At 53.8% G+C, this 13,364-nt stretch carries 9 protein-coding genes; 5 read left to right on the top strand and 4 right to left on the bottom strand.

Annotation, left to right across the window (positions count from 1 at the left end; all coding sequences use genetic code 11):
• The first annotated feature begins 51 nt into the window (after positions 1-51).
• The 5 genes from serS (at position 52) to U9O48_RS08025 (ending at position 6,912) form a co-directional block, all read left to right on the top strand.
• Entirely contained in the window at positions 52-1,344 is a 1,293-nt protein-coding gene (serS, locus tag U9O48_RS08005) for a serine--tRNA ligase (RefSeq protein ID WP_100777011.1), read from the top strand.
• 208 nt (positions 1,345-1,552) lie between these two features.
• Complete coding sequence (gene dmsA / locus U9O48_RS08010) at positions 1,553-3,997, top strand: dimethylsulfoxide reductase subunit A (protein WP_285145434.1); 2,445 nt, start codon at positions 1,553-1,555, stop codon at positions 3,995-3,997.
• Between the two features lie 10 nt (positions 3,998-4,007).
• Positions 4,008-4,625: a DMSO/selenate family reductase complex B subunit gene (locus U9O48_RS08015; protein ID WP_282492364.1), complete on the top strand. Its 618-nt coding sequence runs from the start codon at positions 4,008-4,010 to the stop codon at positions 4,623-4,625.
• A gap of 1 nt (position 4,626) precedes the next feature.
• The gene (locus U9O48_RS08020; protein WP_285149142.1) at positions 4,627-5,490 is read left to right on the top strand and encodes a dimethyl sulfoxide reductase anchor subunit family protein; all 864 of its coding nucleotides are present in this window, start codon (positions 4,627-4,629) and stop codon (positions 5,488-5,490) included.
• A gap of 273 nt (positions 5,491-5,763) precedes the next feature.
• Positions 5,764-6,912 carry an MFS transporter gene (locus U9O48_RS08025; protein WP_095281432.1) on the top strand — a complete coding sequence of 383 codons (1,149 nt, stop codon included), beginning with the start codon at positions 5,764-5,766 and terminating at the stop codon, positions 6,910-6,912.
• A 37-nt stretch (positions 6,913-6,949) separates the two neighbouring features.
• On the opposite strand, the gene pflA is transcribed toward U9O48_RS08025, so the two are convergent.
• The 4 genes from pflA to ycaO all read right to left on the bottom strand — a co-directional run bounded on the left by pflA (position 6,950) and on the right by ycaO (position 13,251).
• The gene (gene pflA, locus U9O48_RS08030; protein ID WP_095281433.1) at positions 6,950-7,690 is read right to left on the bottom strand and encodes a pyruvate formate lyase 1-activating protein; all 741 of its coding nucleotides are present in this window, start codon (positions 7,688-7,690) and stop codon (positions 6,950-6,952) included.
• 204 nt (positions 7,691-7,894) lie between these two features.
• Positions 7,895-10,177 carry a formate C-acetyltransferase gene (pflB, locus tag U9O48_RS08035; protein ID WP_282492366.1) on the bottom strand — a complete coding sequence of 761 codons (2,283 nt, stop codon included), beginning with the start codon at positions 10,175-10,177 and terminating at the stop codon, positions 7,895-7,897.
• A gap of 49 nt (positions 10,178-10,226) precedes the next feature.
• A complete protein-coding gene (gene focA / locus U9O48_RS08040; RefSeq protein WP_133159644.1) occupies positions 10,227-11,084 on the bottom strand; it encodes a formate transporter FocA in 858 nt (285 codons plus the stop codon).
• Positions 11,085-11,490: 406 nt separating this feature from the next.
• On the bottom strand, positions 11,491-13,251 hold the full coding sequence (gene ycaO / locus U9O48_RS08045) for a 30S ribosomal protein S12 methylthiotransferase accessory factor YcaO (protein WP_324724028.1): 1,761 nt from the start codon (positions 13,249-13,251) through the stop codon (positions 11,491-11,493).
• Positions 13,252-13,364: the final 113 nt, after the last annotated feature.

Genomic DNA, 13,364 nt, shown 5'->3' on the forward strand with positions numbered 1-13,364 from the left:
GCAGGCTGTGGTCACTTTTCCTCATTTTAATTCGATAAGCACAGGATAAGCATGCTCGATCCCAATCTGCTGCGTAACGAGCCAGACGCAGTCGCTGAAAAACTGGCACGCCGGGGCTTTAAGCTGGATGTAGATAAGCTGCGCGCTCTTGAAGAGCGTCGTAAAGTTCTGCAGGTACAAACTGAAAATCTGCAGGCTGAGCGTAACTCTCGATCGAAATCCATCGGCCAGGCGAAAGCACGCGGGGAAGACATTGAGCCATTGCGTCTGGAAGTGAACAAACTGGGTGAAGAGCTGGATCAGGCGAAAGCTGAACTCGATGTTCTTCAGACCGAAATTCGTGATATCGCCCTGGCGATCCCGAACATTCCTGACGATAGCGTTCCTGTCGGTAAAGACGAAAACGACAACGTGGAAGTGAAGCGCTGGGGTACCCCGCGTGAATTCGACTTCGACGTTCGCGATCACGTCACGCTGGGCGAGATGCATGCGGGCCTGGATTTTGCCGCCGCCGTTAAGCTGACCGGTTCTCGCTTTGTGGTGATGAAAGGCCAGATCGCGCATCTGCACCGTGCGCTGGCACAGTTCATGCTGGATCTGCACACCGAACAGCACGGCTACAGCGAAACTTACGTTCCGTATCTGGTTAACCACGATACGCTGTACGGTACAGGCCAGCTGCCGAAGTTTGCCGGCGATCTGTTCCACACCCGTCCGCTGGACGAAGAAGCTGACAGCAGCAACTACGCGTTGATCCCAACTGCAGAAGTGCCGCTGACCAACCTCGTTCGTGATGAAATCATCGACGAAGACGATCTGCCGATCAAACTGACCGCGCACTCTCCGTGCTTCCGCTCTGAAGCGGGTTCCTACGGTCGTGATACCCGTGGCCTGATCCGTATGCACCAGTTCGACAAAGTCGAGATGGTTCAGATTGTTCGCCCGGAAGAATCAATGGATGCGCTGGAAGAGATGACCGGCCATGCAGAGAAAGTGCTGGAGCTGCTGGGTCTGCCGTACCGTCGTATGGCGCTGTGCTCTGGTGATATGGGCTTCGGCGCATGCAAAACCTATGATCTGGAAGTGTGGGTTCCGGCGCAGAATACCTACCGCGAGATCTCTTCCTGCTCTAACGTCTGGGATTTCCAGGCGCGTCGTATGCAGGCTCGCTGCCGCAGCAAATCTGACAAGAAAACCCGTCTGGTTCATACCCTGAACGGTTCTGGTCTGGCTGTGGGTCGTACGCTGGTTGCGGTGCTGGAAAACTACCAGCAGGCCGACGGTCGTATCGAGATCCCTGAAGTGCTGCGTCCTTACATGAAAGGCCAGCAGTACATCGGCTGATTTGCCGTAAAACAAAAAAGCGCCTGATGGCGCTTTTTTTATGCCTCCGTTTTGACGCCAGACAATAACTCATCCCCCTAAAGTAGTAATACTCACCTCACTTATTATTAGCATAAAAATCTAGTAACGAATAAATTCGTTATATAAAAATCTATATAGCGGTGTCATCCGCACCTTAATTTTTTGTGAGCAACCAAAGTGAGTTTCTATGAAAATCAAAGCGCCTGATGCTCTACTGGCTGCCGAGGTGAGTCGTCGTGGGTTAGTGAAAACCACGGCGATTGGCGGTCTCGCTGTCGCCAGCAGCGCGTTCTCTCTGCCTTTTTCACGTATGGCATCGGCGGCGGAAGCTATCGCGCCGATGAGCGCCCCGGAAAAAGTGGTCTGGAGCGCCTGTACCGTGAACTGTGGCAGCCGTTGCCCGCTGCGTATGCACGTCGTCGATGGCGAAATCAAATATGTCGAAACCGACAACACCGGGGATGATAACTACGAAGGGTTACATCAGGTTCGCGCCTGCCTGCGCGGGCGTTCGATGCGCCGTCGCGTTTACAACCCGGACCGCCTTAAATACCCAATGAAACGCGTGGGTAAACGGGGTGAAGGTAAGTTTGAGAAAATCAGCTGGGAAGAGGCCTTTGACACCATCGCCGGGAACATGCAGCGACTGATCAAAGAGCACGGTAACGAGTCCATCTACCTGAACTACGGCACCGGCACCCTCGGTGGCACCATGACGCGCTCATGGCCACCGGGAAAAACGCTAATCGCCCGTCTGATGAACTGCTGTGGCGGCTATCTCAATCACTACGGTGACTACTCTTCCGCACAGATTGCCGAGGGTCTGAACTACACCTACGGCGGCTGGGCAGACGGCAACAGCCCGTCAGATATCGAAAACAGCAAACTGGTGGTTCTGTTCGGTAACAACCCGGGTGAAACGCGTATGAGCGGCGGCGGGGTGACCTACTACCTCGAACAGGCGCGCGCAAAATCAAACGCCCGAATGATCATCGTCGATCCTCGTTACACGGATACTGGTGCCGGACGTGAAGACGAATGGATCCCGATTCGTCCGGGGACCGATGCCGCGCTGGTGAATGCGCTGGCGTGGGTGATAATCACCGAAAACCTCGTCGATCAGCCGTTCCTCGATAAATACTGCGTCGGTTATGACGAGAAAACGCTGCCAGCCAGCGCACCTGCTAATGGTCACTACAAGGCATACATCCTTGGACAGGGCAGTGATGGCGTAGCGAAAACCCCTCAATGGGCGTCGACTATCACCGGTATTCCTGTCGAGCGCATCGTGCAGCTGGCGCGTGAAATTGGCTCGGCGAAACCGGCCTACATCAGCCAGGGCTGGGGCCCGCAGCGTCACGCGAATGGTGAAATCGCCACTCGCGCCATTTCGATGCTCTCCATTTTAACCGGCAACGTCGGCATCCACGGCGGCAACTCCGGCGCGCGCGAAGGCTCTTATGAAGTGCCGTTCGAACGCATGCCGACGCTGGAAAACCCGGTTCAGACCAGTATTTCCATGTTTATGTGGACGGATGCGATTGAACGCGGCCCGGAAATGACGGCGCTGCGCGACGGTGTGCGCGGGAAAGACAAGCTGGACGTGCCGATCAAGATGATCTGGAACTATGCGGGTAACTGCATTATCAACCAGCATTCCGACATCAACCGCACCCACGACATCCTTCAGGACGACAAAAAATGCGAGCTGATTGTGGTGATCGACTGCCACATGACCTCCTCGGCCAAATATGCCGATATTCTGCTGCCGGACTGCACCGCCTCCGAACAGATGGACTTCGCGCTGGATGCTTCCTGCGGCAACATGTCCTATGTCATCTTCACCGACCAGGCGATCAAACCGCGCTTCGAATGCAAAACCATCTATGAGATGACGACGGAACTGGCTAAACGCCTTGGCGTAGAGCAGCAGTTCACCGAAGGGCGCACTCAGGAAGGGTGGATGCGTCATCTGCATGAACTCTCCCGCAAAGCGATGCCAGAACTGCCAGATTTTGACACCTTCCGCAAGCAGGGGATGTTCAAGCAGCGCGATCCGGAAGGGCACCATGTGGCGTACAAAGCCTTCCGCGAAGATCCGCAGGCGAACCCGCTGACCACGCCGTCGGGCAAAATCGAGATCTACTCCGAAGCGCTGGCAAAAATTGCCGCCAGCTGGGAATTGCCGGAAGGCGACGTGATCGATCCGCTGCCGATCTACACCCCAGGGTTTGAAAACTATAACGATCCGCTGACGGCGAAATACCCGCTGCAGCTGACCGGTTTCCACTACAAAGCCCGCGTTCACTCCACCTACGGCAACGTCGACGTGCTGAAAGCGTCCTGTCGTCAGGAGATGTGGATGAACCCGATGGATGCGCAGAAACGCGGCATCGCCAACGGCGACCGTATTCGTATCTTCAACGATCGCGGCGAAGTGCACATCGAAGCGAAAGTGACGCCTCGCATGATGCCTGGCGTGGTCGCGCTGGGGGAAGGGGCCTGGTACAACCCGGATGCCAATCGCATCGACCAGGCAGGCAGCATTAACGTGCTGACCACGCAGCGCCCGTCGCCACTGGCGAAAGGTAACCCGTCCCACACGAACCTCGTTCAGGTTGAAAAGGTATAAGGAGTAACCGATGACTACCCAGTATGGATTTTTCATTGATTCCAGTCGTTGCACCGGTTGCAAAACCTGCGAGCTGGCCTGTAAAGATTACAAAGACTTAACCCCAGACGTCAGCTTCCGTCGTATTTACGAATACGCGGGCGGCGACTGGCAGGAGGACAACGGCGTCTGGAATCAGAACGTGTTTGCCTACTACCTGTCGATTGCCTGTAACCACTGCGAAGATCCGGCCTGCACCAAAGTCTGTCCGAGCGGCGCGATGCATAAACGTGAAGATGGGTTTGTGGTGGTGGACGAAGATGTCTGTATCGGCTGCCGCTACTGCCATATGGCCTGTCCGTACGGTGCGCCGCAGTACAACGCGGCGAAAGGTCACATGACCAAATGCGACGGCTGCCACACGCGCGTTGCGGATGGCAAAAAACCGATCTGCGTAGAGTCCTGTCCGCTGCGTGCGCTCGATTTTGGTCCGATTGAAGAACTGCGTCAGAAACACGGTCAGCTCGCGGCTGTCGCGCCGCTGCCGTCTGCGCACTTCACCAAGCCAAGTATCGTCATTAAACCGAATGCCAATAGCCGTCCGACGGGTGATACCACCGGCTACCTGGCTAATCCGAAGGAGGTGTGAGATGGGAAGTGGATGGCATGAATGGCCGTTAATGATTTTCACCGTCTTCGGACAGTGCGTGGCGGGCGGGTTTATCGTTCTGGCGCTGGCTTTGCTCAAAGGTGATTTACGCGCTGAGCAGCAACAGCGTCTGATCCTGAGCATGTTTGGGTTGTGGGTGCTGATGGGAATTGGCTTTATCGCCTCGACCCTGCACCTGGGATCGCCGCTGCGCGCCTTTAACTCCCTGAACCGGATCGGTGCCTCTTCGCTCAGTAATGAAATCGCGAGTGGGGCGATCTTCTTTGCTATCGGTGGCCTTGGCTGGCTGCTGGCAGCACTGAAGAAACTGCCGTCCGGGCTGCGCGGTGTGTGGTTGATTGTGACCATGGTGCTCGGAGTGGTGTTCGTGTGGATGATGGTGCGCGTTTACAACACCATCGATACCGTTCCGACCTGGTACAGCGTCTGGACGCCGATGAGCTTCTTCCTGACCATGTTCATTGGCGGTCCGCTGCTGGGCTTCCTGCTGCTGCGCGTGGCAGGCGTTGATGGCTGGGCAATGCGTCTGCTGCCTGCGGTATCACTGCTGGCGCTGGTGGTCAGTGCGATGGTGGCGCTGATGCAGGGCGCTGAGCTGGCGGCTATCCATAGCTCTATTCAGCAAGCCTCTGCGCTGGTACCGGATTATGGTTCGCTGATGGCCTGGCGTATCGGGCTGCTGGTCGCGGCGCTGGCCTGCTGGGTGATCCCGCAGGTCAAGGGTTATCAGCCTGCGGTTCCGCTCCTGTCACTGGCCTTTGTGCTGGTGCTGGCAGGGGAGCTGATTGGTCGCGGTGTCTTCTACGGCCTGCATATGACAGTCGGTATGGCTATCGCCAGTTAATCAATCGTTTCGTTATATCGAGCCGGGGCAAACGCTCCGGCTTTTTTATTTTCTATCATGAAATTTTTCTACTGAGCGCAGGTATTTATTTGCCTCAGAGATGAATAAAAACAATCAGATAATTATTACGTATTCTATTGGATGCGTAAGGAGGATGAATTTTTTAAATCGACAGAGAACAAATCGTGCGAGGCCGCTAACTGCATGGATTGACTTTGTTTTTACCGGTGGCATGATGCGCTCGAAATCTTTACTTCCTCACGGTTTTTACCCATGACCACCTATACCCGCCCAGTGCTCCTTTTGCTCTGTGGCCTGCTTTTGTTGACCCTGGCGATAGCGGTATTAAATACCCTTGTCCCGCTTTGGCTCGCCCATGAAAACCTCCCGACGTGGCAGGTAGGCATGGTTAGTTCCTCCTATTTTACCGGTAATCTGCTGGGGACTTTGCTGACCGGTAAATTAATCAAACGCTTTGGTTTCAACCGCAGCTATTATCTGGCCTCGCTGATTTTTGCGGCCGGATGTGTTGGCCTGGGCGTGATGATGGGGTTCTGGAGCTGGATGACCTGGCGTTTTATCGCCGGCGTTGGCTGCGCGATGATCTGGGTGGTGGTGGAAAGCGCGCTGATGTGCAGCGGCACGTCCCGCAATCGTGGTCGCCTGCTGGCCGCGTACATGATGGTCTATTACGTGGGGACGGTGCTGGGTCAGTTGATGATCAGCAAACTGCCGACCGATTTAATGAGCGTCCTGCCGTGGGTGACCGGCATGGTGCTGGCAGCGATCCTGCCGCTGCTGTTTACCCGGATCGTGAACCAGAGCAGTGAGCATCAGGAAGCGACGCATGTCTGGCCGATGCTCAGATTGCGCCATGCGCGCCTTGGCATTAACGGCTGCATCATCTCCGGGATTGTGTTGGGTTCTCTGTACGGTCTAATGCCGCTCTACCTGAACCATAAAGGCGTGAGTGATTCCAGCATCGGCTTCTGGATGGCGGTGATGGTCAGCGCGGGTATTGTGGGCCAGTGGCCGATTGGTAAGCTGGCCGATAAATTTGGCCGTTTGCTGGTGCTGCGCGTGCAGGTTTTTGTGGTGATCATGGGCTGTCTGGCGATGCTCGGCAGTGCGGCGATGGCCCCTGCGCTGTTTATCCTCGGTGCGGCGGGCTTTACGCTCTATCCGGTGGCGATGGCCTGGGCCTGTGAGAAAGTAGAGCACCATCAGCTGGTGGCAATGAACCAGGCGCTGCTGTTGAGCTACACCATCGGCAGCCTGCTGGGCCCGACGTTTACCGCGATGCTGATGCAAAGCTATTCCGATAATCTGCTGTTTATCATGATCGCCAGCGTGTCGTTTATCTATCTCCTGATGCTGCTGCGCAAAGCGGGCGAGCATCCGACGCCAGTGGCACACGCCTGATACAAAAAAGCCCGGTGCAGATGCCCGGGCTATTGTTTTAGTACATCACCTTGTGACCGTACTGTTCGAGAATACCTTTCACGCGTTCCATCGTCTCTTTCTTCGGCGGCTTCACGCCGTCGAGCTTGTACTCTTCGCCCATCGCCACCCATTTGTGTTTGCCCAGCTCGTGGTAGGGCAGGAGCTCGATTTTCTCGACGTTGCCCATGTCGCGGGTGAATTCACCGAGGCGATGCGCAGAGTCGTCATCGTCTGACCAGCCCGGAACAACCACATAGCGGATCCAGACGTTAATATTTTTGTTGGCCAGGTAGCGGCAAAATTCCAGCGTACGATGGTTCGACACACCGACCAGGTTCTGGTGGATTTCGTCGTTCATCTGTTTCAGATCGAGCATTACCAGATCCGTCACTTCCAGCAGTTCATCAATCACCGGGTCGTAGCGACGCACAAAGCCGTTGGTGTCGAGGCAGGTGTGGATGCCTTCTTTGCGACAGGCGCGGAACCAGTCACGAACAAATTCGGCCTGCAGGATGGCCTCGCCGCCTGACGCCGTGACGCCGCCGCCGGACGCATTCATAAAGTGGCGATAGGTCACCACTTCTTTCATGAGCTCTTCAACGGTGACCTCTTTGCCGCCGTGTGTATCCCAGGTGTCGCGGTTGTGACAGTACAGGCAGCGCATCAGGCAGCCCTGGAAGAAGGTGATAAAGCGGATGCCTGGGCCATCGACAGTGCCACAGGATTCAAAGGAGTGAATGCGACCAATAGTTGACATTGCGGTGATATCTCCAGATTCGGCCCGTCCGGGGCCTGTTTATGTGCATAGCTCATCGGCTATGTCGAGTCTGTTTTGGCTGTTATCCATTAAGTATATAGACAGCGGCCAAAAGAGACTGGTTTGGAGAAGGTGTTAAAAAGGCCCCACTGATGTGGAGCCTTTATTGTACGCTTTTTACTGCGTGATTTCAGTCAATTCCAGTTAGATGGATTGAGTGAAAGTACGGGTGATAACATCCTGCTGCTGTTCTTTAGTCAGGGAGTTAAAACGTACTGCGTAGCCAGATACGCGGATGGTCAGCTGCGGATATTTTTCCGGGTTTTCCATCGCGTCGAGCAGCATTTCACGGTTCATCACGTTCACGTTCAAGTGCTGACCACCTTCGATAGAAGATTCGTGATGGAAGTAACCGTCCATCAGACCTGCCAGGTTGGTTTTACGCACTTCGTCGTCTTTACCCAGCGCATTTGGAACGATAGAGAAGGTATAAGAAATACCATCTTTCGCGTAAGCAAACGGCAGTTTAGCAACGGAGGTCAGAGAGGCAACAGCACCTTTCTGGTCACGACCGTGCATTGGGTTAGCACCTGGACCGAATGGCGCGCCAGCACGACGACCGTCTGGGGTGTTACCGGTTTTCTTACCGTACACAACGTTAGAAGTGATGGTCAGAACAGATTGAGTCGGGATAGCGTTGCGGTAGGTAGTCAGTTTCTGAATTTTCTTCATGAAACGTTCAACCAGGTCAACGGCCATGTCATCTACGCGAGAGTCGTTGTTACCAAACTGCGGGTATTCGCCTTCGATTTCGAAGTCAGTCGCCAGACCATCTTCGTCACGAATTGGTTTAACTTTCGCATATTTGATTGCAGACAGGGAGTCAGCTGCAACGGACAGACCTGCGATACCACATGCCATGGTGCGAACCACGTCACGGTCGTGCAGAGCCATCAGAGACGCTTCGTAGCTGTACTTGTCGTGCATGTAGTGGATGATGTTCAGGGCGGTGACATACTGCTTAGCCAGCCAGTCCATGAAGTGATCCATACGATCCATGACTTCGTCGAAGTTCAGAACGTCGCCTTTGATTGGTTCAGATTTAGGACCAACCTGGATTTTCAGTTTTTCGTCCACGCCGCCGTTGATTGCATACAGCATGGTTTTCGCGAGGTTAGCACGCGCACCGAAGAACTGCATTTGCTTACCAACAACCATTGGGCTTACGCAGCAAGCGATAGCGTAGTCGTCGTTGTTGAAGTCAGGACGCATCAGGTCATCGTTCTCGTACTGCAGAGAAGAGGTATCGATGGAGACTTTAGCCGCGAATTTCTTGAAGTTCAGAGGCAGTTTTTCAGACCACAGAACAGTGATGTTCGGTTCCGGAGACGGGCCCATGGTGTACAGGGTGTTCAGGAAACGGAAGCTGTTTTTGGTTACCAGAGTACGGCCGTCAACGCCCATACCGCCGATAGATTCAGTGGCCCAGATTGGGTCACCGGAGAACAGCTCATCGTATTCTGGGGTACGCAGGAAGCGAACCATACGCAGTTTCATGACCAGGTGGTCAATCATTTCCTGTGCGTCTTGCTCGGTGATTTTGCCTGCTTTGATGTCACGTTCGATGTAAGCATCCAGGAAGGTGGATACGCGACCGAAGGACATTGCTGCGCCGTTCTGAGATTTAACCGCGGCCAGGTAGCCGAAGTAAGTCCACTGGATAGCTTCCTGAGCGTTGGTTGCCGGACCAGAGATATCGCAGCCATATTTAGCGGCCATTTCTTTGATCTGACCCAGCGCACGGTGCTGTTCAGAGATCTCTTCGCGCAGACGGATAGTCGCTTCCAGGTTTACGCCGTTTTCCAGGTCAGACTGCAGGGACAGGAACTGTGCGTATTTGTCTTTCAGCAGGAAGTCGATACCGTACAGAGCAACACGACGGTAGTCACCGATGATACGGCCACGGCCATACGCATCTGGCAGACCGGTCAGAACACCGGATTTACGGCAGTTCAGGATGTCTTTGGTGTAAACGTCAAACACGCCCTGGTTGTGAGTTTTGCGGTATTCGCTGAAGATTTTTTTCAGCATTGGGTCCAGTTCGCGATCGTACGCTTTGCAGGAACCTTCAACCATTTTGATGCCACCGAACGGAATGATCGCACGTTTCAGTGGTTTTTCAGTCTGCAGACCAACGATTTTCTCAAGCGCTTTGTTGATGTAGCCAGCGTCGTGAGAAGTGATGGTAGAGGCAACGGAAGTATCGAAGTCAACTGGCGCGTGAGTGCGGTTTTCCAGTTTGACGCCTTCCATTACATTGTCCCACAGCTTGGTTGTTGCGTCAGTTGCACCAGCCAGGAAAGACTCGTCGCCTTCATATGGGGTATAGTTTTTCTGAATGAAGTCGCGTACGTTGACTTCTTTCTGCCAGTCACCTTTCGCAAAACCTTCCCAGGCTGTGGCTAACTTTTCATTAAGCTCGGACATGTGATACCTACCTTCTTAAGTGGATTTTTCTTTACTGCCTGAGAAACCATCAATGATGATTGTCGCCACGCAGGTAAATGACCCAGTATGTCAACCCAACCAGCAGACCCCCACCGATAATGTTCCCAATAGTGACAGGGATCAGGTTATCTGTGATGAAGTTCATAATAGTCAGGTGAGAGAAACTTTCCGGGGTTGAACCAACAGCAGTCCAAAACTCCGGGCTCGCAAAGTTACGGATTACAATACCCATCGGGATCATAAACATGTTTGCGATACTGTGCTCAAAGCCGCTGGCAACGAACATCGCAACCGGCAGAACCATAATCATGGCTTTGTCCATCAGGCTGCGGCCAGAGTAGCTCATCCAGACGGCCAGGCAGACCATCAGGTTTGCGAGGATGCCGAGAGCGACGGCTTCGATAAAGGTGTGATGCATTTTGTGGTCAGCGGTTTGCAGGACGTTCAGTCCCCAGCCACCGTTGGCGGTCATATACTCGCCAGATAACCACATCAGCAGAACAAAGAGTAAACAGCCAATCAGGTTGCCAACGTAGACATTAATCCAGTTGCGCGCCAGCTGACCCCAGGTGATTCTTCCGCTCGCTTTAGCCACCACGATAAGTACCGTTGAGGTAAAGAGGTCGGCGCCGCAGATGACGCACAGAATCAAGCCCAGTGAGAAACAGATACCGCCAATCAGTTTCGCAATACCGAAAGGCATCGCAGCAGTACCGGTGGTAGCAGTGATGTAGAAGACGAAAGCGATGGAGATGAACACACCAGCGGTGATCGCCAGATAGAACGTCGTCATCGGGTGCTTCGTTGCTTTATAGACACCCGCTTCTTCGGCAACTTTGGCCATCGCAGCTGGGAGTATTAGATCAAAAGGGTTGTCAGCTTTCACACTAACTCTCTCTTTATTAAGTCGGCGACGAGATACTAACAAAGCATTATAGAAGAGAAATTGATATAGATCATATCTCGCCTGGCTTATAGGCCCGCAAAGCGCATGGTTTTGCAGCGATTGCGGAGTAAGTTGTTGATTATCCGTATAAAAATAAATTTTAAAAGTTATGAAAAGAGTTGAATAATTTCCTGAAACCTCTCCCAAAGCAGTTAATTAAAATGGAGTAATTACCCTAAAAAGTAACAGCAAAGCCCAGGTAAACATAATTATATTTACCTGTATTTAACTTTATTATTACAATCAATATTCATTGCAAAAGAAATAAAAAAACGGGGCAATGAAATTGCCCCGTAATATAGCCCAGACGCGTGAGTACGCCTACTGCCAGTAGTACTATATGCGCTTATTTTGACCAGTAAGCGGCTTTCGCACGCTGCAGTTTTTCATAAGCTTTCAGCAGCGACTGATGTGCCGGGAAGGCTTTCAGATCTTTATCAACCGCCTGAAGGCCGTAGAACGGCGCTTCACCGCTCAGCGCGGCGCTTGCCGCTTCGACAGCCTCTGCGCCGTACATACGTACGAAGGCATTCAGGTATTGCAGCGGCTGACGATCTTCTTCCTGAGAGAGCAACAGCAGCGTTTGCAGGCAGCGGTAATAATTGGCGCGCTCCGGGCTGAAGACGGACTGGTTGTATTCGATAGTCCATTCCGTCCAGGCCAGGGCCTGATCCAGATCGCCACCGGCCAGGGCCAGCATCGATTTCAGCTCGCCAACACGCAGGGTGTACCAGCCGTTGTCTTTGCCGGTTGCCAGACCCAGCAGCTCACGCACGCGGGTGAGATCGTCGTGGCCTTCGTCGTCCAGTTGGGCGATCAGGTTCAGATAATCCTCTTTGTCCCACTCACTGCCCGGCAGCGCCAGCAGCGTTTCACGCAGATGGCTGCCCATGCTGTTGTTCGCCAGCCACAGATCTTCCGCCGGATAGATGTCGGACATGCCCGGAACGATAATGCGGCACGCATAGACGCTCAGGTGCTCGTAATCCGCGATGTACACTTCTTTATCTTCCGCTTTGAAGATGGCCATCAGCGTGGCGAACTCTTCTTCCGTAGTGCCGGAGAAATTCCAGTCCACGAACGGATAGTCCGCGTCCTGCTTGAACATATCCCAGGAGATCAAACCGCTGGAATCGATGAAGTGGGTTTCGAGGTTGGTGTGTTCGCCCACTTCTTCGTCGTCAAACGTTGGCGGGGTAAAGACGTCGAGATCTTTCAGGCTACGGCCCTGCAGCAGCTCGGTGACGGTACGTTCCAGCGCCACGCCGAAGTCCGGGTGTGCGCCAAACGAAGCGAAGCAGGTGCCGTTCGCCGGGTTAAACAGAACGACGCAGATCACCGGGTATTTGCCACCCAGAGAGCCGTCATAAGCGAAGATTGGGAAACCTTCTGCTTCCAGTTTGGCGATGGATTCCACCACACCCGGATAGCGCGCCAGCACCTCGTTTGGGATCTCCGGCAGGCTGATGGACTCAGCGATAATGCGGTTTTTGATATGACGCTCAAACACCTCAGACAGACCTTGCACGCGGGCTTCGTTGCGGGTGTTACCGGCGGACATGCCGTTGGAGACATACAGGTTGCCGACGATGTTCATCGGGATGTAGACGGTCTGATCGTCAGACTGGCGGGTGAACGGCAGGGCGCAGATGCCACGCTCGTCGTTGCCAGACTGCAGATCCACCAGCATGCCGGCGGTCAGTTCATTATCAGGATCGTAGAACTTGCGCAGACGCGCGTCGAGAATGCCTTCCGGCAGCTCGTCATCTTCCGTCAGCGGGAACCATTTTTCGTTCGGATAGTGCACGAACGGGCCGTTGGCGATGGTATCGCCCAGCCAGAAATCGGCGAAGAAATAGTTGGTGGACAGGCGCTCAAAATACTCACCCAGGGCAGAAGCGAGAGCCGCTTTTTTGGTGGCGCCTTTACCGTTGGTAAAGCACAGCGCACAGTCGGTGTCGCGAATATGCACAGACCAGACGTGAGGAACCGGGTTGAGCCAGGAGGCTTCTTCGATATTAAAACCCAGGTCGGTCAGTTTTTGCTGGAAGCGAGCGATGGAATCTTCCAGTGCGGCGTCTTTGCCGGGGATAAATGTTTGAGTCATGGCGATCACTTTTATCGTACGTAAAGCGCGCAATGATACGGGTTTTGCGTGACAGGCGCTATCTTCGCGAGGAGAACAGCGAAAATAAAAGAGTCAGCTATGCTTATCAACAG

It is taken from the genome of Lelliottia sp. JS-SCA-14 (genome assembly GCF_035593345.1).
GTDB lineage: Bacteria > Pseudomonadota > Gammaproteobacteria > Enterobacterales > Enterobacteriaceae > Enterobacter > Enterobacter wanjuensis.

Bases quoted from the DNA above. Each gene is read 5' to 3' on its own strand.
- serS (WP_100777011.1), top strand. From the start codon at position 52: ATGCTCGATCCCAATCTGCTGCGTAACGAGCCAGACGCAGTCGCTGAA.
- dmsA (WP_285145434.1), top strand. From the start codon at position 1,553: ATGAAAATCAAAGCGCCTGATGCTCTACTGGCTGCCGAGGTGAGTCGT.
- U9O48_RS08015 (WP_282492364.1), top strand. From the start codon at position 4,008: ATGACTACCCAGTATGGATTTTTCATTGATTCCAGTCGTTGCACCGGT.
- U9O48_RS08020 (WP_285149142.1), top strand. From the start codon at position 4,627: ATGGGAAGTGGATGGCATGAATGGCCGTTAATGATTTTCACCGTCTTC.
- U9O48_RS08025 (WP_095281432.1), top strand. From the start codon at position 5,764: ATGACCACCTATACCCGCCCAGTGCTCCTTTTGCTCTGTGGCCTGCTT.
- pflA (WP_095281433.1), bottom strand. From the start codon at position 7,690: ATGTCAACTATTGGTCGCATTCACTCCTTTGAATCCTGTGGCACTGTC.
- pflB (WP_282492366.1), bottom strand. From the start codon at position 10,177: ATGTCCGAGCTTAATGAAAAGTTAGCCACAGCCTGGGAAGGTTTTGCG.
- ycaO (WP_324724028.1), bottom strand. From the start codon at position 13,251: ATGACTCAAACATTTATCCCCGGCAAAGACGCCGCACTGGAAGATTCC.